Source organism: Duganella sp. 1411 (assembly GCF_017833525.1).
Taxonomy (GTDB): Bacteria; Pseudomonadota; Gammaproteobacteria; order Burkholderiales; family Burkholderiaceae_D; genus Rugamonas.
In genome coordinates, this window is the sequence record NZ_JAFICD010000008.1 from 161,264 (window position 1) to 185,149 (window position 23,886).

Annotated in this window: 13 protein-coding genes; 3 read left to right on the forward strand and 10 right to left on the reverse strand. The window is 65.8% G+C overall.

Annotated features, from left to right (window positions below; all coding sequences use genetic code 11):
* Nucleotides 1-171 precede the first annotated feature (171 nt).
* From JOD97_RS28860 to JOD97_RS28890, 7 genes are all read right to left on the reverse strand, one after another.
* Nucleotides 172-2,430 carry a pseudouridine synthase gene (locus tag JOD97_RS28860; RefSeq protein WP_209726155.1) on the reverse strand — a complete coding sequence of 753 codons (2,259 nt, stop codon included), beginning with the start codon at nt 2,428-2,430 and terminating at the stop codon, nt 172-174.
* Nucleotides 2,417-3,211 carry an SMC-Scp complex subunit ScpB gene (gene scpB / locus JOD97_RS28865; RefSeq protein WP_209726157.1) on the reverse strand — a complete coding sequence of 265 codons (795 nt, stop codon included), beginning with the start codon at nt 3,209-3,211 and terminating at the stop codon, nt 2,417-2,419. Before scpB ends, JOD97_RS28860 begins: the two co-directional genes overlap by 14 nt.
* Before the next feature lie 316 nt (nt 3,212-3,527).
* Nucleotides 3,528-4,553, reverse strand: coding sequence for a glucokinase (locus JOD97_RS28870; RefSeq protein WP_209726159.1), 1,026 nt, complete (start codon nt 4,551-4,553; stop codon nt 3,528-3,530).
* A 328-nt stretch (nt 4,554-4,881) separates the two neighbouring features.
* Nucleotides 4,882-5,844, reverse strand: coding sequence for a VTT domain-containing protein (locus JOD97_RS28875; protein WP_209726161.1), 963 nt, complete (start codon nt 5,842-5,844; stop codon nt 4,882-4,884).
* Between the two features lie 25 nt (nt 5,845-5,869).
* Entirely contained in the window at nt 5,870-7,618 is a 1,749-nt protein-coding gene (locus tag JOD97_RS28880; RefSeq protein WP_373999960.1) for an ABC transporter ATP-binding protein, read from the reverse strand.
* Entirely contained in the window at nt 7,618-8,616 is a 999-nt protein-coding gene (locus JOD97_RS28885) for an ABC transporter permease (protein ID WP_209726165.1), read from the reverse strand. Before JOD97_RS28885 ends, JOD97_RS28880 begins: the two co-directional genes overlap by 1 nt.
* Complete coding sequence (locus tag JOD97_RS28890) at nt 8,613-9,551, reverse strand: ABC transporter permease (protein WP_209726167.1); 939 nt, start codon at nt 9,549-9,551, stop codon at nt 8,613-8,615. The genes JOD97_RS28885 and JOD97_RS28890 overlap by 4 nt, the downstream gene beginning before the upstream one ends.
* Nucleotides 9,552-10,097: 546 nt before the next feature.
* Here JOD97_RS28890 and JOD97_RS28895 point away from each other — a divergent pair.
* Entirely contained in the window at nt 10,098-12,749 is a 2,652-nt protein-coding gene (locus tag JOD97_RS28895) for a TonB-dependent receptor (protein ID WP_308937259.1), read from the forward strand.
* A gap of 446 nt (nt 12,750-13,195) precedes the next feature.
* Nucleotides 13,196-16,069 (forward strand): TonB-dependent receptor domain-containing protein, encoded by a 2,874-nt coding sequence (locus JOD97_RS28900; protein WP_209726169.1) that lies wholly within the window; start codon nt 13,196-13,198, stop codon nt 16,067-16,069.
* Here JOD97_RS28900 and JOD97_RS28905 read toward each other — a convergent pair.
* Nucleotides 16,066-16,446: a hypothetical protein gene (locus JOD97_RS28905; protein WP_209726171.1), complete on the reverse strand. Its 381-nt coding sequence runs from the start codon at nt 16,444-16,446 to the stop codon at nt 16,066-16,068. The genes JOD97_RS28900 and JOD97_RS28905 overlap by 4 nt on opposite strands.
* A gap of 99 nt (nt 16,447-16,545) precedes the next feature.
* Between JOD97_RS28905 and JOD97_RS28910 the strand changes: the two genes are divergently transcribed.
* A complete protein-coding gene (locus tag JOD97_RS28910; protein ID WP_229264799.1) occupies nt 16,546-19,365 on the forward strand; it encodes a TonB-dependent receptor domain-containing protein in 2,820 nt (939 codons plus the stop codon).
* A 208-nt stretch (nt 19,366-19,573) separates the two neighbouring features.
* On the opposite strand, the gene JOD97_RS28915 is transcribed toward JOD97_RS28910, so the two are convergent.
* Nucleotides 19,574-22,498, reverse strand: a complete 2,925-nt coding sequence (locus JOD97_RS28915; RefSeq protein ID WP_229264800.1) for a TonB-dependent receptor domain-containing protein — start codon at nt 22,496-22,498, stop codon at nt 19,574-19,576.
* Between the two features lie 231 nt (nt 22,499-22,729).
* Entirely contained in the window at nt 22,730-23,809 is a 1,080-nt protein-coding gene (aroG, locus tag JOD97_RS28920) for a 3-deoxy-7-phosphoheptulonate synthase AroG (RefSeq protein ID WP_209726183.1), read from the reverse strand.
* Between the last annotated feature and the right edge of the window lie 77 nt (nt 23,810-23,886).

A 23,886-nucleotide genomic window follows, 5' to 3' on the forward strand; every position in this document is an offset into this window, starting at 1 on the left:
TACTAGGCTGGTTATTATAACCTTATCTGAACTTCGCTGCAATCGGCGCATAACACAAATAAGGTCGATGGACCAGAAAACAAGCGGCTTGAACCCTCACTTCGACAGAGGGGTCGGACCCCGAGGGGTCCGACCCCGGCGTGTCATCGCCGTGCGGGTTGAGGTTTGCCCTTAACCCTTACGGCGACGCGGCATGCCGTGATCGATGGCGCCACCGCGCGGCGGCTGGTTGCGGCGCGGCGCGCCGGCGTTGCCGAAGCCGAAAGTGGTCTGCAACGGATCGGGCTGGCGCGGACCGCGGTTCGGCCCCTTGGCCGACTGGCCGCCACCCAAACCACCACCCTGGCCGCCTTGACCCTGCGGACGGCCCTGGCCTTGCGGACGGCCTTGGCCGCCGCCGGCGCCGCGCGCCGGACCTTCGCCCAGCGGACGGCCACCGGCGTAACCGCCGATACCCTGCGGACGGCCGCCCGGACGACCGGAACCCTGGGCGCCAGCGGGACGGCCTTGGCCGTTGCCCTGGCCGTTACCCTGGCCCTGGCCGTTGCCGCCGGGACGACCCGAACCTTGCGCGCCACGGCCGTTGCCGCCGGCGCCATTGCCCGGACGGCCCTGGTTACCGAAGCGCGGACCGCGCTGCTGCTTGGCGAACGGCATCGCGTTGTCGTTGCTGACGTCGGCGCGGTTGAAGTTCGGCTCGTCGCCATCGTCCTCGTCGTCATCGTCGCGGTCATCGAAGTCGGCGCGGGCGCGCTGCGGACGCTTCTCCGGGCCTTTGTTCGGGCCGGCGGCCTTGGCGGCCTGCGGGCCCTTGCCGCGCGGCGCGGCGGCGGCGCCGTCGCCGCCTTTTTTATCGACGCCATACGCGGCCAGCAGGTCGCGCACGGTGTTTTCTTCCATCTCTTCCCAGCGGCCGCGTTTCAGGTTGCTTGGCAAGGTCATCGCGCCGTAGCGGGTGCGGATCAGGCGCGACACGGTCAGGCCGATCGCCTCGAACATGCGGCGCACCTCGCGGTTGCGGCCTTCGCCGATGATCACGCGGTACCACTTGTTGATGCCCTCGCCACCGCCGTCGGCGATCTTGGAGAACTGCGCCAGGCCATCCTCGAGCTCGACGCCGGCCAGCAGTTTCTGGCGCATGCCCTCTTCCAGCACGCCCAGGGTGCGCACCGCGTATTCGCGGTCGATGCTGTAGCGCGGGTGCATCAGCCGGTTGGCCAGATCGCCCGAGGTCGTGAACAGCAGCAAGCCTTCGGTGTTGAAGTCGAGGCGGCCGATGGCCAGCCATTTGCCGGCCTTCATCGTCGGCAGGCGGTCGAACACCGATGGACGGCCGTCCGGATCGTCATGGCTGACGATCTCGCCGGCCGGCTTGTGGTACACCAGCACGCGCGGCGGCTTCTTGCTGACGCGGCGCTGCAGCAGCTTGCCGTTGATGCGCACGGCATCGGCCGGCAGGATGCGCTGGCCGATGTGGGCCGGCTCGCCATTGACCGACACGCGGCCGGCAACGATCAATTCTTCCATGTCGCGGCGCGAGCCGAGACCGGCTTCGGCCAGCACCTTGTGCAGCTTCGGCGCGTCGTCGTCCGAGGTCAGGTCGCGGCGCACGGCCTTCTGCGGCGCGCGGCCCTTGCCCGAGTCTTCGCTGTCGAACGCGTCCGAGGTGACGTACGAGAAGGCGGCGTCGGCATCGTTGGCCTTGCCGGCGTTGCCGAAGGCGCCATGGACGCGCTGCGGCTTCGGTCCCTTGCCGCCGCGGCCGGCCTGCTTGCCGTTGCGCTGCTGGCCCGGACCGCGCTCGTTGCGCGGCTTGCCGTTCGGCTCGCCACCCTCTTCGGCTGGCGCCGCTTCGCCTTCGGCCGCGACCACCGGCTCAGGACGCGGCATCGTCGCCTCGCGCAGCGCGCGCTGCTCGCGCATCTGACGCGGACCACGCGGACCGCGCGGACCACGGTCGCTACGCTCGCGCTGGCCGGCTTCCTGGCCGGGTTCGCTGGCGACGGCGGGAGCGGCTTGCGCCGCTTCCACCGCCGGCGCGGCTGGTTCGGCCGGAGCCGCCGCCGGTGCGGCCGGTTTGCGGGCGCGCGGCGCCTTGGCCGGCGCCGCTGGCGCCGTTTCAACGGTTGGAACAGCCTCGACGGCGGCCTTGGCAGCCGGTTTGGCGCGCGGCTTTTTCACCGGCGCCGGAGCATCGGCGCCGTCGACGGCCACCGGAGCGGCGGCCACGAGAGCGGCGGCGGCCGTCTCGACGGCGGCTTCGGCCTTCGGCTTGCGCTTGGCCTTGACGGCGGGGGCGGCCTCGGCGGCACCGGTCGCTGCGGAAGCGAGCGCGTCGGCTTCGATCTGGGCTTTGGTGCGGCGTTTAGGCTTGGCGACCACTTCGGCGGTGGCGTCGTTGACTGTCTCAGGGGTATTAGATTTGTTCATTATTCGTTTCTTGGTTGTGCTCAGCGTCAACCGTTAAATCTGGCGCATGGTCGTGATTGATTGCTTGCTGGCCGGCTTCCGGGCTAGTCGCGGCGTCTGCTTCTACGTCGGCCACTTGCAACTCGCTATCCGTACCATCTCGTTGTAGCGCGACGCTTTCGCTGTGCGCGGCTTTGTCAAAATTCTCCTGCAGGGCCGCCTCCAGCGCTTCCATATCCGGACCGCCGCCCTGCATCTCGCTCATTTGCTGCAACGGCGGCAGCTGGGACAGCGAATTCAATCCCAAATCATCCAAAAACTGCTTGGTCGTGCCCAGCAACGCCGGGCGGCCCACGACGTCGCGGTAACCGATGGCGTCCACCCAGCCCCGGTCCTCCAGCATCTTGATCGTCTGTGAATTGACGGCTACGCCGCGTATCTCTTCGATATCGCCCCGCGTGACCGGCTGCCGGTACGCGATGATCGCCAGCGTTTCCAGCGTCGCCCGCGAATACTTGGGCGGTTTTTCCGGATTCATCCGGTCCAGATACTGCTTCATCTCGGGGCGGCTCTGGAAGCGCCAGCCGGTCGACAGGCTGACCACTTCGACGCCCTTGTCCGCCCAATCGCGCCGCAACTCTTCCAGCAATTCCTTGATCGTATCGGACCCGACTCCGGGACCGCGCGGCCTGCCCTGGTCGTCGACATCGACATACAGCTTCTTCAGACTGTGGATCGACAAAGGCTCATGGGCGCATAGCAAGGCGGTTTCGAGGACTCTTTTAGCCTCAGCTGTATCCATAGCAATCTTGTGGTTGCATTGTCATGCAAAGAAAGAAATCAATCACATTCAGTGAGGCACTGGCCGCATTCAAAATGCCGCCTGCCGGAGTACTCGCTGAAGCTGTTTCCAAGCCTGGGCGATACGCGCCAGGCGGGAGAGAGAGGCATGCCGACGACGACCGAGGCCGGCGTTTTCTACGTGAAACGCGACTGCGCAACGCGATTTTCGGGCGAAAACATGCGAGAGCTATCAATGACGTTTCATCCTACAAGCCGAATTGTACCTGATAAAAGCGCAAAACGCGCGTTTCGGCCACATCGATGTGTAACTTGCCTTACGCAGCAGCAAGTCTTTCCGACAATATTGCGGAAACGCCAACGAAGGCGGGGTATTCGGCGGTGATGACCCAGGTCGGCACCTGGCACAGGTATTTGTTGAAGCGGCCCTTCTGCTCGAAGCGCGCGCGGAAGCCGGAGCGGTCGAAACGCTCGCCCAGGCGCGGCACGATGCCGCCGCCTATATAGATACCGCCCTGCGCGCCCAGGGTGATGGCGATATTGCTGGCGATGGTGCCGAGCATGCGGCAGAAGGTCTCGATGACGTCGTCGCACAGCGGGCATTCGCCGGCCAGCGCGCGGGTGGAGATGTCGGCCGCGCTCAACGGCTCGGCGGCGACGCCCTGCTGGTCGGCCAGCGCGCGGTAGATCAGTTCGATGCCGGCGCCGGACATCAGGCGCTCGGCCGACACGTGCTCGAATTCTTTCCAGGCGAATTGCAGGATCGCCACTTCCTTGGCGTTGACCGGCGAGAAGCTGACATGGCCGCCCTCGCTCAGCAGCGCGGTCCAGCCGTCCTTGCCGGGAATCAGGCCGGAAACGCCGAGGCCGGTGCCGGCGCCGATCAGGCCCAGCGGCGTGCCGGGCACGGCCGCGCCACCGCCGACCTGGTGTTTTTGCGTGGCCGACAGCTGCGGCAGCGAGCTGGCCAGCGCGGTGAAATCGTTGACGACGACCAGGATGTCGAAATTGACCTCGCGCCGCAGCGCCTCGATCGAGAACTGCCAGTGGTGGTTGGTCATGCGCACCATGTCGCTGGTGACCGGATTGGCGATGGCGATGGCGCCATTGCGGATGCCGGTGACGCCCTTGCCCGCCACCGCCGGCGAGGCCAGGTAGGCGACCAGCGCGTCGGCGATGGTCGGATAGGCGGCGCACGCCAGCACTTCAATCGCCTCGATCTTGCCCGGGGCGGTCTCCAGCGCGAAGCGCGCGTTGGTGCCGCCGATATCCGCTAGCAGACGCGGGCCGCCGATGTAGTCGGTGGTCAAAGGGGAAGGCGTTTGGAGGGACTGGGCTGTCATGGTTGGTCGAAAATAGTTGAGGCCTAAGCTTAAGGTATTTTCAGTAATTCAGGCAAGCGAAGTTTGTAGTTTTAGTACAGTTAGGCATCGTTTGCCACGTGGAATTTCTTTTTGGAATTTATTTTGCGTAGTATGACTACCCGGCGCTGCGCGCCGTCGGGGTGGCGTTCTGGGCGGATCTTGGCGGATTACGCTGCGCTAATCCGCCCTACGTGGCGCCGTGGTCATTCGATGTCCACGTGGTTATGCAACGCGATGTCCGCGTGGTTATGCGACACGAAATCGGCGTGGTGACGCCTACACGTGTTGCAGCCGACACCTTGTCCGCTTACGCCGCCGGCGCCGTGTCGATCGTCTCGTTGGCGGCCGGCTCGCGCGCGCCGAAGCGCGCGTTCCACGCGTCCAGGCCGCCATCCAGGGGCCGGGCCAGCGTGAACCCGTGCGCCTTGAGCTCCTTGGCCACCTGCGCCGCCGTCACCTCGTTGGGGCAGCTGCAATACACGAAGATATGCCGCTTTTTGTCGAGCGCGATGATCTCGGTGCTCGGCTCGCCGCCATTGAACGACAACGCGCCGGGAATCGCCGGCTCCAGCATTTGCGCCGTCACGCTGCGCGCGTCCACCAGCACCGGCTCGTGCCCCTCTTCCATCAGGCGCTTGAAGTCGTCCACCGTCACCCGGTCGATCTGCACCGACTGCTCGAAGCGCTTGCGCTCCACATACTTATACGCCACAAACAGCGCCAGCAGCGCCAGCAACACCATCAGCGCGGTCGAGCCCAGGTCGCTCAACGTGGTCAGCACCGAATCGATGCTGGCGTGGAAGAACGCGCCGATGGCGATGCCGGTGCCGCTCCAGAACGCCCCGCCCAGCAAACTGAAGCCGAGGAAAGTCTGGTAACGCGTGCCCATGGCGCCGGCCAGCGGCGAGGCGATGGTGTTAAAACCGGGAATGAACTTGGCCACGACCAGCATCTTCGGGCCCCACTTGGTGAAGCTGTCCTCCGTCTGGCTGACGCAATAATCGGGAGACAGCGAAATCCGGCACAGCAGCTTGAGGATGCGCTTGCCGTAGTGGCGTCCCATGCGGAACCAGAAACCATCGCTGATCACACAGGCGCAGACGGCCGCCGCCAGCACGGCGGGCCAGCTGAAGTCGCCGTCGACCGACAGCGCGCCGGCGACGATCAGGATGGGATAAGCAGGAATCGGCATGCCGATTTGTTCGATCAGCACGACCGCGAACACGATCAGAACGCCATATTCTTGCAGCAGGTGGATTAAATTCGGCATCCGACTATCTTAACTTAAAAAACGCTTAACCGTCCCGCTTAACCGTGCCCCCGACAGCCGCCAGCAACGCCCGCGTGTAGGGGTGCCGGGGGTCGCGGTACAGCGCGTCGGAGTCGGCCATCTCCACCACCGCGCCGTGCCGCATCACCATCACCTGGTCGGCGATGTATTTCACCACCGACAGGTCGTGCGAGATGAATAGATACGACAGCCCCAGCTCGTCTTGCAGATCCTGCAACAGGTTCAGCACCTGGGCCTGCACCGACACATCCAGCGCCGACACCGACTCGTCGCACACCAGAATTTCCGGCTTCATCGTCAGGCAACGGGCGATGGCGATCCGTTGCCGCTGGCCGCCGGAGAACTCGTGCGGATAGCGCCCGAACGCGGCCGCCGGCAGCCCGACCTTGTCCAGCAGCACCAGGGCGGCGGCGGTGCGCTCGCGGTCGTCGGCGCCGATGCGGTGGATGCGCATCGGCTCGAGCAAGATCTGGCCGATCGTGAAGCGCGGGTTCAGCGACGCGTACGGATTCTGGAAAACGATCTGGATGCGCCGTTTGTAGGCCTGGAATTCGCGCGCCGTCATCGCCAGCAGGTCGCGCCCGTCGAACAGCGCGCTGCCGCCGCTGGCCTGGTGCAGCCGCAGCAAGGTCAGGCCGAGCGTGGTCTTGCCGGAGCCCGACTCCCCCACCACGCCCAAGGTCCTGCCGCGCGCCAGCGTGAACGAAACCCGGTCGAGCGCCTTGAACTCGCGCTGGCCGAACCAGCCGTCGCGCAGATAAAAACTCTTGCTCAGATTGTTCACCACCAGCAGCGGCTGGTCGTCGGGCCGGTAGCCGCGCTCGCGCTCGAGCGGATGCAACGGCGTCACGCCGCGCCCCTCGGCGATGTCGCCGCCGGCGAAGCGCCGCCGCTCCCCCGCCCCACCCTCCTGTATATAGTCGGCGATCACCGGCAGATGCCACGGCCGGCTATCGAGCCGCGGCCGGCAATGCAGCAGCGCCCGGGTGTACGGGTCGGCCGGTTCGGCCAGCACCCGCCGCGCCGGGCCGGCCTCGCGCACCTCGCCATGGCGCATGACGACCACGTGATCGGCGACCTGCGCCACCAGCGCCAAATCGTGCGTGATCAGCAGCATCGCCATGGCCCGGCGTTTTTGCAGCGCGGCGATCAGCTCCATGATCTGCTTCTGGATCGTCACGTCGAGCGCCGTGGTCGGCTCGTCGGCGATCAGCAGCTTCGGTTCGCAGGCGATCGCCATGGCGATCATCACGCGCTGCTGCTGGCCGCCGGACAACTGGCTGGGATAGGCGTCGATCTTGACCGCCGGATCGGGAATGCCGACCTCGTCGAGCAGCGCCAGCGTGCGGCGGCGCGCTTGCGCCCGGCCCATGCCCATGTGCAGGCGCAGCACCTCGCCGATCTGCGCGCCGACCGTGAACACCGGATTGAGCGACGACATCGGCTCCTGGAAGATCATCGCGATGTCCTTGCCGCACAGCGCGCGCCGCTCGGCCGCCGGCAGCGACAGCAACTCGCGGCCGTCGAAGCGGATGCCGCTCGCCGGCGCGATGACGGTGGTGTCCGGCGCCAGCAGCCCCATCACCGCCAGCGCGCTGACCGACTTGCCGCTGCCCGACTCGCCCACCAGCGCGACGGTGCCGTGGCGCGGCACGGCGAACGAGACGTCCTTGACGGCGTCGACGGTAGTATCGCGGTCGAGCCGGAAGGCGATCCGCAAGCGGCTGACTTCCAAAAGTATCTCGTCGGCCATCATTTCACCTTGGGATCGAGGGCGTCGCGCAGCGCGTCGGTCAGCAGCGAAAACGCCGTCACCAGCAACGCCATGGCGATGGCGGCGGCCGTCAGTTGCCACCAGCGGCCCAGGATCAACTCGTTTTGCGCCTCGTTCAGCATGCTGCCCCACGACACCACGCCGACCGGCACGCCGAAGCCCAGGAAGCTGAGGATGACCTCGGCCTTGATGAAGCCGACCACCAGGATCGACAGCTGCACCAGCGCCACGTGGCTGACATTGGGAAAGATGTGCGAGAACATCCTGCGCCAGTGCGAGGCGCCGATGGCGTCGGCGGCCAGCACGTATTCACGCCCCTTGTGCTTGATGTACTCGGCGCGGATCAGGCGGAACGGACCGGTCCAGCCGGTCAGGCCGAGGATCAGCACGATAGTGACCACGCCGCGCTGCTGCAGCACGGCCGCCACCGCCAATATCATCAGCACCGACGGGATCGCCGTGAAGACGCTGTAGAACCAGTTGAAGAGGTCGTCCACCACGCCGCCCCGGTAGCCCGCCAGCGCGCCGAACAAGGTGCCGATGCCGACCGCCAGCGACGCCGCCGCCAAGCCGACCACGATCGACGTCTCGCCGCCCTTGATGGTCTTCTTGATGATGTCGTGCCCCCATTTGTCGGCGCCGAACGGCAAGGTCGCGCGGCGGACGGCGATGGCCGGCGCCGGCGCGGCGGCGGCCCGCAACGCGCGGAGGTCGTCGGCCAGCGGATCGAACGGATTGTCCGGCAGCGCCGCCGGCGGCGCCGCTGCCGGACCTGCGGCCGGCGCCGCAGCACTGGAGAAACCGGGCGGCGCGTAGCTGACGCCGACCTCGTCCTCCCAGTCGGCGGCCACCAGGCCGGCGGCCGACAGCGCCAGCATCAGCAGGAAGGCCGCCACCACCGCCAGCGACAGCATCGCCACGCGGTCGGCGCGCAGGCGGCGCCAGGCCAGCGTCCACAGTCCGGCCGGCGCCATCATGCGAGCTTCACCCTGGGGTCGAGCGCCTGGTACATCAGATCGGTCAGCAGATTGAACACCATGGTCGCCACCGCCACGTACACGGTGATGGCCTTGATGACGGGAAAATCGCTGCGCTCGACGGCCAGGATCACCTCGCGCCCGATGCCGGGAATGCCGAAGAAGCGCTCCAGCAGGAAGGCGCCGATCAGCAGCGCCGGCAGGCTAGCCATCACGTGCGTGACGATCGGAATGGCGGCGTTGCGCAGCACGTGCACCCACATCACGCGCCGCTCGCCCAGCCCTTTGGCGCGCGCCGTGCGCACATAATCCTGGCCGGCCTCGTCGAGCACGAAGCTGCGGTACAGCCGCAAGGTCGGCGCGATCGACACCGCCAGCCCGATCAGGATCGGCAGCGCCGCGTAGCGCAGCAGGTTCTCGCCCAGGCCGCGCCCCCAGCCCTGCACCGGGAACAGGCCGAGCTTGTACGCCAGCCCGTACTGCAGCACGATGATGTACACCAGGATGCTGACCGACATGCCGACGGTGCAGGCGATCATCACCGCGCGGTCGGCCGCCGAGCCGCGCGCGAAGGCGACCGCCAGCGCCAGCGCGACGCCGATCAGCGTTTCGAGCAGGGTCAGCGGAACGAGCACCGTCAGCGACGGCCCCAGCCGCGTGGCGATGATGTGCGCCACCGGCTCGCCGGTGGCCCAGCTCAGGCCGAAATCGAAGCTGACGATCTGCCGGACGAAGATCCACAACTGGGCCGGGTAGGACTGGTCGACGCCGAGCTGGTGGCGGATGTTGGCGATGGCCTCGGCGTTGGCCATCTTGCCGGCCAGAATATAGGCCGGATCGCCGCCGACCCAGTTAAACAATATAAACACCAGCAGGATCACACCCAGCATGGTGGGCAGCATCTGCCACAGGCGCCGCACGATATAAGCAAGCATGGCGTGCCGCATCCCCGTCCCCAGCCAAAAAAGTGCCTCCACAATACAGCACTTCGCGCGCCGCCGGCAGGGGCAATCCGCGGCGCGGCCAGGGCGCCCTCCCCCGCGCGCGCCGCGGTGCTGAAATTTTCAGCCGGACGGAATAGACGCGCTGTGGCAAAAATGTGACATCCAGTATCTTTCCAATCGGAAAATTACGACTTGCGGTGGCGCACCATGCCGTGGCGCGGCAACCACGGCGCCCAATACATTCCCTTCTTTTTTGCCAAGGCGCCAATGTTTCGCAGCACTCTTTCACCCTCGGCACCAAATTAGAGCGTTTTTTGACGCCGCTTTGGCGCGCCGCCGCGTCGCACGAAATCCTGCGTTTGTCCGCGATTGGCAAAACTTTCTACGTTGACAGGCAATATCGCAGGGTGATCTGATGGCGAATGGAGAAAACGTTACGTTTTTTTCACTGGCATGTGCCGACAAAAGATAGCGATCACGCCCGTGGTCATCGATAGAAAGAATTGGGAGAACAACAGAATGATGGTTGAAACGATATTGGCACGCTCCGTCCGCGCCGTCTGCGCCGGCGGTCTGCTGGGCCTGGGCCTGATCGCGCCCGCCGCGCAAGCGCAAACCGCCGACCAGCCGATGCAGCGGGTCGAAGTGACGGGCTCCTCGATCAAGCGCCTGGTGTCGGAGACGGCCAACCCGCTGTCCGTGTTCAAGGCCGACGACTTCGTCAAGCAAGGCCTGACGACGGCGCAGGAAGTGCTCGACCGCATCCCGTCGAACAGTTCGAGCTTCGGCGCCGGCAACGTCGTCGGCGGCAACAGCAGCGGCCTGCCGACCGGCGGCGCGGCCAGCGCCGACCTGCGCGGCCTGGGCGGCGACAAGACCCTGGTGCTGCTCAACGGCCGGCGCATCGCCAACCATCCGTACGACGGCGCCAGCGTCGACCTCAACATCATTCCCGTGTCGGCCCTGGAGCGGGTCGAGGTGCTGCGCGACGGCGCCTCGGCCATCTATGGCACCGACGCCATCGGCGGCGTGATCAACTTCATCACCAAGCGCTCGGTGCAAACCACCACCATCAGCGCCGAGGCGGTGCTGCCGCGCGCGCCCGGCGCCGATGAAAAACGCGTCAACATCTCCAGCGGCTTCGGCGACCTGGAAAAGGACGGCTTCAACGTCTTCGGCGTGTTCGACCACCACAAGATCGACATCCTGACCTCGCAGCAGCGCGAGTTCTCCAAGACCGGCGTGATCCCCTCGCGCGGCCTGAACCTGACCTCCGGCACGACTTTCCCGGGCAACTACTTCGACGCCGGCTCCGGCGCCACCGGCAACCCCGGCTTCGCCAGCGGTTGCGACGCGCCGCTGTCGGTGCCGCGCGCCAGCAACGGCACCTGCCGACAGGACTACACGCGCCAGGTCGACGACCTGCCCGAGCAAAAGCAAACCGCCTTCTTCGGCAAGGCCACCTTCAAGATCAACAACGACCACCAGGCCTCGATCGAGTACCTGCACTCGGAAAACGACGTCGTCTCGCACACGGCGCCGCCGCCGCAGACCAACCTGGTGCTGCCGATCACCAGTAAATACTACCCCGGCAACTCGGGCGGCGTGCCGGCCATGCCCGGCCTGTCCGGCGGCCCGCTGACGGTCAACTGGCGTCCGACCGAGGCCGGCCAGCGCGAGATCAATTCCAAGGGCGCGGCCGACCGCATCGCCATCTCGGCCGAGGGCCTGCTCGGCGGCTGGGACTACAAGACCGGCTTCACCTTGTCGGAAAGCCGTTCGGCCGAGTACTTCACCGGCGGCTACGTGCGCGACGAGAGCTTCGCCGCCGGCGTCTTCAACGGCATCCTCAACCCGTTCGGCAAGCAGGACGCGGCCGGCAAGACCTATCTGGACAGCACCGCGCTGCGCGGCCAGGTGCAAAAGGGCAAGACACGCAACACCGGCATCGACGCCAAGGCCAGCCGCGAGCTGATGGACCTGCCGGGCGGCAAGATGGCAATCGCCATCGGCGGCGAACTGCGCCGCGAAGAGGCCGACTTCTTCGTCAACCGCGACATCGCCGGCCAGGCGACCAGCTCCGGCCTGTCCGGTTCGCAGTCGACCAAGGGCGCGCGCACCGTCAAGGCCGTGTTCGGCGAGCTCAACCTGCCGCTGATCCAGGACCTGGAAGTGCAGCTGGCCACCCGTTTCGACGATTACAGCGACGCCGGCAACACCACCAACCCGAAACTGGGCGTGCGCTACCAGCCGACCAAGCAAGTGGTGCTGCGCGGCTCGGCCTCGACCGGCTTCCGCGCGCCGACCCTGTTCGAGAAGAACGCGCCGCAGTCGAAGAACGACACCAACAACTCGTACAACGACCCGATCCTGTGCCCCGGCGGCGTGCTGGCCAACAACCCGATCGCCAACCCGCTGCGCGATTGCGACCTGCAACAGTACAAGCTGCAGGGCGGCAACCAAAACCTGAGCCCGGAAAAATCGAAAACCTTCGCCTTCGGCGTGGTGGTCGAGCCGATCCCGCAGGCGACGTTGTCGGTCGACTACTGGAACATCAAGCTCAAGGACAAGATCAACGCGCTGCCCGAGGAAGCCATTTACGGCGACTACGCCAAGTACCAGGCGCGCTTCCTGCGCAACCCGGACGGCACGCCGTACGCCATCCTGGACTTGAAGGAAAACCTGGGCAAGGTCAACACCGACGGCCTCGACGTCAGCCTGACCTTGCGTTCGGGTAACAGCGCGTACGGCAACTTCACCTTGACCGTCGACGGCACCTACGTCCACAAGTATGAGTACCAGGACGAACGCAACGGCCCGTTCATCCAGAACGTCGGCCGCTACGCCGCCAACAATCCGGTGTTCCGCTGGAAGCACAACGCCGCGCTGAACTGGCGCCTGGGTGTGTGGGCGGCGACGTTGGCGCAGTCGTACAAGTCCGGCTACACCGACCAGAACCTCGACATCGCCGACCAGTACCTGAACAAGGTGCCGTCGTACAGCCTGTGGAACCTGTCGGCCACCTACACCGGCTTCAAGGGCGTGAGCCTGACGGCCGGCGTCAAGAACCTGCTCGACAAGGACCCGCCGTTCTCCAACCAGGGCACGCTGTTCCAGAAAGGCTACGATCCGCGCTACACCGACGCCGTCGGCCGCGCGATCTACCTGCGCGGCAGCTACACCTTCTAAGCCTTTCCCCGCCCTCCAGCGCCGGTGCCAGCACCGGCGGTACCCGGACCCGCCGCCAGGCGTGTCCGGGTTTTTTCATGGCCGCGGCGATCCTGTGGGATAAATGTAACGTTCTGTATAAGCATTAACACAAATTCACGATGATTGTTCATGCACAATCATGTTGCACGCCCCCCCGCACCACCGCATATTCGCTTATTTTTTGATAGCAATCCGATTTTTCCTCATGCCACCGCCCCCATTGCACCAAATTAGAGCGTTATCTCGTACCAATTTGAGGCACGCCGGCCCGGGTGGACAAAAACGCAGTAGTGCTTTTTGCATGATTTGCATATTGACAGCAAATCATGCCCGGTGATCTGATGCACAGATGAAGAACGTTTTCTTCGACGGCGAACCGCCGATAACAAAGAGTGTGCATCGTTTTGAAATTGGGAGAGCAACATATGATGGTTGAAACAGTATTGGCACGATCGGTACGCCTGGTGTGCGCCGGCGGCCTCATGGCCCTGGGCATGCAGGCCGCCGTGGCACAAACCGACGCGGCGCCGGACACCATGACGCGCGTCGAAATCACCGGTTCGTCGATCAAACGGATCGCCAAGGAAGGTTCGCTGCCGGTGCAAACGCTGACCCGCGCCGATATCGATCAGAGCGGCGTCAACAACGTCGCCGACCTGGTCGCGCAACTGCCGTCGATGCAGGGCTTCATCACCTCCTCGGCCTCCGTCAACGGCGGCGGCGCCGGCGTGCAGACCGCCTCGGTGCACGCGCTCGGTACCCAATACACGCTGGTGCTGCTCAACGGCCGCCGCATGGCGCCGTACGGCACCGGCAGCGCCGTCAACCTGGCCAGCATCCCGCTGGCCGCCGTCGAACGCGTCGAGATCCTGACCGACGGCGCCTCGACCTTGTACGGCTCGGACGCCATCGCCGGCGTCATCAACTTCATCCTGAAAAAGAACCAGCGCGACCTGGTCATCGACGGCACGCTGACGGCGCCGGAAAAATCGGGCGGCCACACCACCAACTTCTCGATCTCCAAGGGCTTCGGCGACTTCGACACCGACGGCTACAACGTCCAGCTGTCGTACAGCCACGACGAGCAAAAGGCGCTGAACGCGTCCCAGCGCAGCTTCGCCAACTCCGGCGTGCACAAGTTCACCCAGAACGGCAAGCAGTACGCGACCTGGCAGACCAGCATCAACTCGACCCCGGCCAACGTCGAGGTGGTCACCCCCAACGACGACGTCGTGCTCAACACCGATCTGCTCAACAAGGGCGGCTGCACCCAGGCCAACACCTTCTCGCGCAGCGGCGCCTGCCGCTACGACTACGCCGCCACCGTGCAGCTGCTGCCGCAACTGAAGCGCGACAGCGTGTTCGCCAACGGCACCCTGCGCCTGGGCAAGGACACCACCATGTTCAGCGAAGTGGTGCTGTCGAAGTTCACCAACACCGCGCGCTACGCGGCGGCGGCCCAGCCGCTGACCGTGTTCAGCACCGACCCGGTCACCGGCGTCAAGACCGTCAACAACAACTATGTGGGCGCGTATAACAACTCGGTGGTGCCGCTGCTGGCCGGCCAGGGCGTCAACCCGAACGACGTCACCGACGCGCTGCTGTACTACCGCGGCGCCGACGCCGGCGGCCGCACCGACGAATACCGCACCGACGCCGCCCACATCGTGCTCGGCGTGGACAGCTCGCTGGGCGGCTGGGACGTGGGCGCGGCCTACACCCACTCGCAGAACAAGCAGATCGACACCGCCGTGGCCGGCTATATGAGCGGCAACAAGTTCGAGGAACTGGTGCGCACCGGCGCCTATAACCCGTTCGTCTCGAACCCCGGCGCGGCGGCCACGCTGGCCCCGGCCGTGCTGCAGCAGGAACTGGACGTGATCCGGTCGAAGATCGACGTGGTCAGCGCGCACGCCTCGCGTGAAGTGTTCACGCTGCCGGGCGGCAGCGCCGCGCTGGGCACCGGCGCCGACTTCACCCGCCAAAGCTACAAGGACAATCCGTCGCGCATCGCCATGGGCCCCGGCCCCGGCAACCCGGGCTGGACCGACGTGGAAATCGGCGGCGGCACCGGTTCGCAGGCGCTCGACGCCACCCGCAACAACTGGGGCGCCTTCGCCGAACTGCTGATGCCGGTCATGAAGGACCTGGAAGTGACCACCGCCGTGCGCTACGACAGCTACGACGCCGTCGACAAGAAAAACGTCAGCTACGATTCGAGCGGCAACCCATCGCCGGCCGGCAAGGTCGGCGAGGACGTCGCCAAGGCCACCTACAAGCTGGCCGCGCGCTACACCCCGACCCAGTCGCTGCTGCTGCGCGGCTCGTACGGCACCGGCTTCAAGGCGCCGACGATGAACAACGTGGCCGACCCGCTGAAGAACGCCGGCTCGTCGAACTCGTTCCCCTGCCCGGTCAAGGCGCCGGACCCGCGCGCCGTCTACTGCCGTCCCGGCTCGTCGGAATACGGCCTGCTCGACCGCGGCAACCCGGCCACCGGCGCCGGCGCGCTGCAGGCGGAAACGTCCAAGCAGGCCACGCTGGGCTTCCGCCTCGAGCCGAGCACCGCCATCTCGTTCGGCCTCGACATGTGGGACGTCAAGCTGAAGAACCAGATCCGCACGTTCTCGCAGGACCAGCTGTTCACCAACCCGGTGCTGGCCAACCAGTGGATCGCCGTCTACGCCGACCCTATCCAGAAGAGCAATGTGCTGGTGGCCGTGCGTTCGCCGCTGAACCTGGCGTCGTCGCACTTCCGCGGCATCGACTGGGACACCACCCTGCGCGGCAACACCCCGATCGGCCGCGCCAGCGTCAACTGGACCGGTACCTATATGCTCAAGGCCGAGCAGGACGTGCCCGGCGTCGGCCTCGAGAAATCGATCGGCCGCTTCAACTCCTACGACGACGTGGTGTTCCGCGTGGTCTCGAAGCTGGTGTTCGCGCTCAAGACCTCCAACAAGCTGAGCAACTCGCTGACCCTCAACTACCGTTCCGGCTACCATGACAAGCCGATCACCGAAGACGACGCGGCGGTTCGCTCGGTCAACGCCGACGGCAGCATCGGCGGCGTGGTGGCGATGGACCGCGACGTCAGTTCGTACACGACGGCCGATTACCAGCTCAAGCTCGACTACGTGAAGAACCTGACCATCACGGCCGGTATCCGCAACCTGCTGGACAAGGACCCACCGTTCTCGGTGCGTAACTCCGGCGGCGGCAACCAGGTGGGCTACGACGGCCGCTACGCCGACCCGCTCGGCCGCACCTTCTACCTGACCGGCACCTACAAGTTCTAAAACGGGCCGGACGCATCAAAAGGACTCTTCGGAGTCCTTTTTTTTGGGGGGGCGCCGGCGCGCGCGGCGCCGGCCGGCATCTGTCGCATAAATGTAACGTTACGTAAAAACATTAATCCAGATTCACGATGATTAATTTTGCACAACCATGTGGCAACCAGGGAGACGACCGCCGGAGATTCACTTCTTTTTTGATAGCAAACCAATTTTTCACGACATGGCGCTGGGTAATGCACCAAATTAAAGCGTTTTCGCGCCTCCTTTTGGCCCGCGCGGCGGCCAAACGGGCTATGGCATTTGCGCGTTTGTGCCATGCATTGCAGATTGACAGTCATTTGCGCCGGGTGATTTGATAGCGAGATGAAAAGAACGTTCATGTTTTTTTCGCGGCGGTGCGACCGCCGAAAAAAATTAACTAAAACACACCCGTGTACACGTTTTGAATTGGGAGCTTAACAATGATGGTTGAAACAGTATTGTCGCGATCCGTACGCCTGATCTGTGCCAGCGGCCTGGCGCTGGGCATGCACGCCGCCGTGGCGCAAACCGCCGACGCGCCGATCCAGCGCGTGGAGATCACCGGCTCCAGCATCAAACGCATCACCGCCGAGGGCGCGCTGCCGGTGCAAACGCTGTCGAAGGCCCAGATCGAACAAAGCGGCGCCACCAGCGTCGCCGACCTGATCGCCACGCTGCCGTCGATGCAAGGCTTCACCACCTCGTCGATGTCGGTCAACGGCGGCGGCGGCGGCCTGCAGTCGGCGTCGATCCACTCGATCGGCGAAGGCTACACGCTGGTGCTGTTGAACGGCCGCCGCCTGGCCCCGGCCACCTCCGGCTCCACCGTCAACCTGGCCAGCATCCCGCTGGCGGCGGTCGAGAAGGTCGAGATCCTGACCGACGGCGCCAACACCCTGTACGGCTCGGACGCGATCGCCGGCGTGGTCAACTTCATCCTCAAGAAAAACCAGACCGACGCCATCGTCGACGTCTCCTACAGCCAGCCGGGCAGCCGCCACGGCCAGACCACGACCGCGTCGATCTCCAAGGGCTGGGGCGAGCTGGAAAAAGACGGCTACAACATCCTGGTGTCGGCCGCCCACGACGAGACCCAGGCGTCCTGGGCCAAGGACAGCGACTTCTCCAAGAGCGGCGTGGTGCCGTTCTACAAGGACGGCAAGGCCTACAGCCTGTACCAGTTGAGCTCGAACTCGATTCCCGGCACCGCCACCGTCAAGTACACCGAAGCCGATGGCACCCCCGGCAGCAAGGCCTTCAGCCCCAACCTGTTCGCCACCGGCGCCTGCAACGGCCCCAACCTGTTCCGCGTCGGCAACCGTTGCCTGTACGACTATTCGGCCACCGTGCAAAACACCCCGAGCCTGAAGCGCGATAGCGTCTTCGCCTCGTTCAACGCCAAGATCAACGAGAACGCCAACTTCTTCGCCGAAGCGCTGGGCTCGTCGTTCAGCAACACCGCCCAGTACGCCCCGCCGGCCCAGCCGCTGGGCGTGCCGCTCAACAGCGCGCTGTACGCCAAATCGATCGCGCCCTACCTGAGCCGCCTGGGCGTGCCGGCCGGCGCCACCGTCGACAGCACGACGATGAACCTGCGTCTGGCCGACGCCGGCGGCCGCGCCGACCGCTACAAAACCGTCGCCAAGCACCTGGCCTTCGGCGTCGACGGCACGTTCAAAGGCTTCGACTACCGCGCCGCCTTCACCCATTCGGAAAACAAGCAGACCGACACCGCCGCCGGCGGCTACATGAGCCTGAACGCGTTCGACGCCCTGGTCACCTCCGGCAAATTCGATCCGTTCGCGCCGCCGGGCACCTCGCAGGCCGTGCTGGCCCCGGCCGTGCTGACCAACGAGTTCAGCGTCACCAAATCGAGCATCGACCAGCTGCAGGCCAGCGCCACGACCGAAGTGTTCAAGATGCCGGCGGGCGCGGCCCAACTGGCGGTCGGCGCCGACTTCACCCGCCAGAAGTATTCGGAAGCCCCGGACGCGTACTCGCAAGGCACCAACAAGCAGCAGCCCGACTTCACCGACGCCATCGTCGGCGGTGGCGCCGGCGCCCTGCCGATCGACGCCAGCCGCAAGAACTGGGGCACGTATGGCGAGTTGCTGCTGCCGGTGCTGAAAAGCATGGATCTGACCGCGTCGACCCGTTACGATAGTTTCGGCGCCGTCACCAACAACAAGAACTTCGACGCCGACGGCAACCTGATCGGCTCGGGCAAGCAGGGCGAGACCGCCAGCAAAGCCACCTACAAGCTGGCGCTGCGCTGGAATCCGCTGGACTCGCTGCTGATCCGCGGCTCCTACGGCACCGGCTTCAAGGCGCCGACCCTGACCAACATCGTCAAGCCGCTGGTCAACGGTGGTTCGTCGCAATTCCACAACTGCCCGATCACGGCGCCGTCCGACCCGCGCTTCAAGCTGTGTAACGGCAAGGCCGAATACGGCCTGCTGACCGGTGGTAACGCCGCCGTGGGCGCCGGCGCGCTCAAGCCGGAGGAATCGAAACAGGCGACGCTGGGCTTCCGTCTGGAACCGATCCCGAGCCTGTCGTTCGGCTTCGATTTGTGGGACGTCAAGCTGAAGAACCAGATCCAGACCTTGTCGGAAGACCTGGTGTTCGGCAATCCGGCCGTCTACGACAGCCTGCTGCGCACCTACTTCGACCCGATCCAGAAGCAGAACGTGCTGGTGGCCGCGCTGACCCCGTTCAACCTGTCCACCGCGCACTACCAGGGTATCGACTGGGACCACAGCTACAAGACCAACACCTCGCTGGGCAAGGTCAACGTGCAGTGGACCGGTACCTTCATGACCAAGGCCGAACAGGACAACCCCGGCACCGGCCTGGAGAAAAACATCGGCCGCTTCAACTCGTACGCCGACGTCACGTTCCGCGTGATCTCGAAGCTGACCGCGTCGCTGCGCACCGAGATGTTCACCCACTCGCTGACGGCCAACTACCATTCGGGTTACGCCGACCAGGAGTACACCGAGGACAACTCGGTCGTGCGTGAAGTGCTGGCCGACGGCAGCCTGGGCGACTATGTGCCGCTGACGCGCCGGGTGAGCTCGTACACCACGTTCGACTGGCAGACCAAGGCCCAGTTCAGCAAGCAGTTCACGCTGACCGCCGGCATCAAGAACCTGGCCAACATCGACCCGCCGTTCACCATGCGCAACGCCGGCGGCGGCAACCAGTCCGGCTTCGACCCGCGCTACACCGACGCGCTGGGCCGCACCTTCTACCTGACCGGCAACTACAAGTTCTAAGCCGGCGTGGAATGATAAAAAAAGGACTCTTCGGAGTCCTTTTTTTTTGCGTCGCGGGCGGCGCCTGGCGGATTACGCTGCGCTAATCCGCCCTACGTGTTTCCGTCTTATCCTATGGTACCGGGCCAAGCACTCGCCGGAATGTCTGAACCACGTAGGGCGGATTAGGCGGGACGCCGTAATCCGCCACGGCGCCGCCAACACCGCGTCAGAACCGGTAATTACCGGTGATGTAGAACGAGCGCCCGCGCGGATCGCTGTACCGCGCGTCGTAGCCCAGCTGGTTGCCGCCCCCGGCGTTCTGCAGCGTCAACGGCGGATCGCGGTCGAACAGGTTCTTGATCCCGGCCGTCAGCGCGAACGCGCCGAAATCATACTTGCCCTGCCAATCGAAGGTGGTGTACGACGCCGTGCGCAAGCCCTCGAACGCCACCGAGTCGCCGATGCCGCCGTCCGGATTGACCGCGAAGATCGCCGTGTCGAGCGGATAGGCCTGGTCGTGATACCCGGAACGATAATTGGCCGTCAGCGTGTTGGTCAGCTTGCCCGTGACCAGGCTCAGGTTCAAATGGCTCTGCAAGCGGAACACCACCGCGTTGTCCGGCCCGAACCGGCCCAGGTCCGACTGCACCTCGCCGCCGGCGGTGGTCGTGTAGTTCTGCTTGAGCATGTAGGTGCCGGTCCACCCGGCGCGCAGGTCGCCGATGCGGGTCTTGTGGCGGAAGCTGAAGTCCCAGTCGACGCCGCGGTAATTGGCCACGCCGCCGTTGATCGGCGCCAGGATGTAGCCGATCGTCGTGTAGCCGGCCGGATCGGGATACGGATTGACGAACAGCCGCTGGTACGCCTGCGGATTGGCGAAGCCGACCTGCTCCGGCACGCCCGCCGACAGCACCTGGTTGCGGATGCGCACGTTCCACAAATCGAGCCCCAGCGACAGGCCGGCCAGCGGCTCGACCCGCCCGCCGATGGTCCATTGCTTCGATTTTTCCGGCTGCAGGCCCTCGTCGCCGCTGGCGCCGTTGGGGCCGGTCAGCAGGTCGTATTGCGCCTGCCCCACCTGGCAGCCGCGCGAGCCGGGGAACGGGCAGGCGTAGCTGCCGGCCGTGCTGCCGAAGAAGGTCGGCGAGCCGGCGATGTCGTTGATGTTGGGCGCCTTGAAGCCGGTGCCGTACGAGGCGCGCAGCAGCACCGTGTCGAGCGGCGTCCAGCGCGCGCTGACCTTGTACGTGGCCGAGCTGAAGTCGTTGCCGACCTCGCCGCCGGGCAGGCGCTGGCGCACGCCGCTGGCGTCGGCCAGCCGCTCGAAGATGTAGCCGCTGTCGGTCTTGCCGTAGCTGTCGTAGCGGCCGGCCAGGGTCGCCTCCAGGGTCTTGCTGACCGGCAGCAGCATCTCGGTGAACACGCCCCAGTTGTCGCGCTTGGCATCGAACGGCACCTGGCCATAGTTGCCGCCGACCGGATAGTTGGACGACGCCGGCTGCGTCGAATAGCCCGAGCCCGACAGGATGGTTGGATGGTAGGCGGTCTGGTAGCGCGTCTTCGCGTAGTCGCCGCCCAGCGAGACGATGGACATCCCGCCCGGCAGGGCGAGCATGTCGTGCTGCGCGGCCGCGTGCAGCGTGTTGAGCTTGGAGTCGGTGGTGGAGAACTCGGTGCCGTTGACCAGCGCGCCGCGCAACTGCTCGGCGCCGACGCCGGTGACCGGATCGTAGGCGCCGGAGGCGACCAGCGCGGCCAGCTTGTCGTAGTCGGAATAGCCGCCGGCGGCGATATCCTTGAGCTTGGTCTTGGACAGGATCAGGCTGGCGTTCCAGGTCCAGCCGAAGTGGTTGCCGTCGATGCCGGCGGCGAAGTGGCGGGCGTCGGTGGTGTACTCGTCGGCGCGCCCGCCGATCAGCACCGAACGGTAGCCCAGGGTCGCCTCGCCGCTGGGGTTTTCCAGGTTGTTGGCGTTCAGGTAGGGCTGCACGTAGCGCGCGTACAGCTGCGGGAAGCGGTCGGTGGTGTTGACGCCCATCGGCTGCGCCGACGGCGCGAACTGCGCCGTCATCGAATAGCTCGACAGCACCAGCTCGCCCCACAGCGAGGTCGTGTCGTTGAGCTTGAGGGTGCCCTTGAGCAGGCCGCTGTCGCGGTGCGAGCCGGGGATGTCCTCCACCGTCGCGCCGTAGTTGAAGCGGCATTGCGTGCCCTGCGGGCCGGCCAGCGGGCCGCCGCAATTGCCGTTGGCGGCCAGGTAGGGATTGATCGCCACGCCGCTGGTCTCGACCGTGTCGGCCGAGCCGCGCGGGCGCACGTTGAAGGTGATGTTGGCCGGCTCGGTGTTGCCGGTGCGCTGGTCGAAATAATACTGGCGCCCGCCGCTGCCGAAGCGGAAGAAGGCGCCGCGCGCCGAAAAGTCGCGCTGCAGCGCCGTCAGCCGCTCCTCCTCCTCGTGGCTGTACGAGGCCAGGATGTTCCAGCGGTCCTTCTCGAGGTCGCCCCAGCCCTTGGTGATGCCGGCGCTCGACCACGCGCCGCCGTTCTTCTTGGGCTGGCCGTAGGTGGCGTACATCTCGCCCTTGGTCAGATCCTTCTTGAGGATGAAGTTGACGACGCCGGCGATCGCGTCCGAGCCGTACAGCGCCGAGGCGCCGTCGGCCAGGATCTCGACCCGCTCGACCGCCTCGAGCGGGATGCTCTCGATGTTGACCGCGTAGCCGCCGCCCTGGCTCGAGCCGAGCGCGCTCGGCGCCATGCGCTGGCCGTCGAGCAGCACCAGGGTGTACTTCGACGGCAGCGAGTGCAGCGCCGCCGTGGTGACGCCGGCGCCGCCGCCATTGACCGAGCTGGACGCCGGCACGAAGCCCTGCATCGACGGCTGCATCTGGATCAGCTCGGTGGCCGAGGTGGCGCCGCTCTGCTTGATCTCGGCGGCCGTGAGCACCTGCACCGGCAACGCCCCCTCGCGCGCGATGCGCTTGATCGACGAGCCGGTGATCTCCACCCGCGGCATGATCGGGTTGCCGGTGGCCGCCTCCTGCGCGCGCGCCGGGGCCGGCCAGGCCAGCACGCCGAGCGCGCAGCAGGCATAGGCGCCCCCGGCGAACACTTGGCGCAACGAACGGCATAACACTGTTTCCTGCATCATCATCAACCTCCGCTATTGTTTGGGAAAAAGACCGGCAACGGCGCTCAAGAACCGAACGTGGTTGACATAAAAACATGCCATGGAATTAACTGTCAACCGGGCTCGGGCGCCGATTCGGGGTTCTTACAACAGGCGGTGGAGTGCAACGCAAAAACAAACGGCCCCATATGGCGATTGGGGCCGTTTGTGTTGCCGGAGTGTAGCGTCCGGCGCGCCGTGGCGTGCGCGGTATTACTTCGATGCAGCTTCCCCTGCCTGGGTGGCAAGCCGGCGCTGGCGCACGGCGGCGGCCAGGCCCTGCAGCACCTGCACGCTGCTGTCCCAATCGATGCAGCCGTCGGTCACCGACTGGCCGTAGGTCAGCTCCTTGCCCGGCACCAGGTCCTGGCGGCCGGCCACCAGGTGCGACTCGACCATCACGCCGACGATGCGGCTGTCGCCGCCGGCCACCTGGCCGGCGATGTCGGCGCACACCGGCACCTGGTTCTCCGGTTTTTTCGAGCTGTTGGCGTGCGAGGCGTCGATCATCAGGCGCGCGGCCAGGCCTTGCGCGGCGATCGCCTTGCAGGCCTCCTCGACGCTGGCGGCGTCGTAGTTGGGCGTCTTGCCACCGCGCAGGATGATGTGGCAATCCTCGTTGCCGCTGGTCGAGACGATGGCCGAGTGGCCGCCCTTGGTCACCGACAGGAAATGGTGCGGCTGCGAGGCCGCCTTGATCGCCTCGACGGCGATCTTGACGTTGCCGTCGGTGCCGTTCTTGAAGCCGACCGGGCACGACAGGCCCGACGCCAGCTCGCGGTGCACCTGCGATTCGGTGGTGCGGGCGCCGATCGCGCCCCAGCTGATCAGGTCGGCGACGTACTGCGGGCTGATGACGTCGAGGTATTCGGTGCCGGCCGGCAGGCCCAGCTCGTTGATGTCGCGCAGCAGTTCGCGCGCCATGCGCAGGCCGTCGTTGATGCGGAAGCTGCTGTCCATGTACGGATCGTTGATCATGCCCTTCCAGCCGACGGTGGTGCGCGGCTTCTCGAAGTACACGCGCATGACGATCTCGAGGTCGCCGGCCAGTTCGCGCCGCAGCTGGACCAGGCGGCGGGCGTACTCCATGGCCGCCTTCGGATCGTGGATCGAGCACGGGCCGATGACCACCATCAGGCGGTCGTCCTGGCCGTGCAGGATGCGGTGCAGCGCGACGCGGGCGTTGGCGGCCGTGTGCTCGGCGGCGTCGCTGCAGGCGAACTCGCGGATCAGGTGGGACGGCGGGGTCAATTCCTTCATCTCGCGGATGCGCAGATCGTCGGTACGGGGCATGCTGTTCTCCAAGTTATCAAAATGTCGGGGTGAAAAAAAACCGCCTCGACAGGCGGTTTTTTCAGGATTTGCGGGAA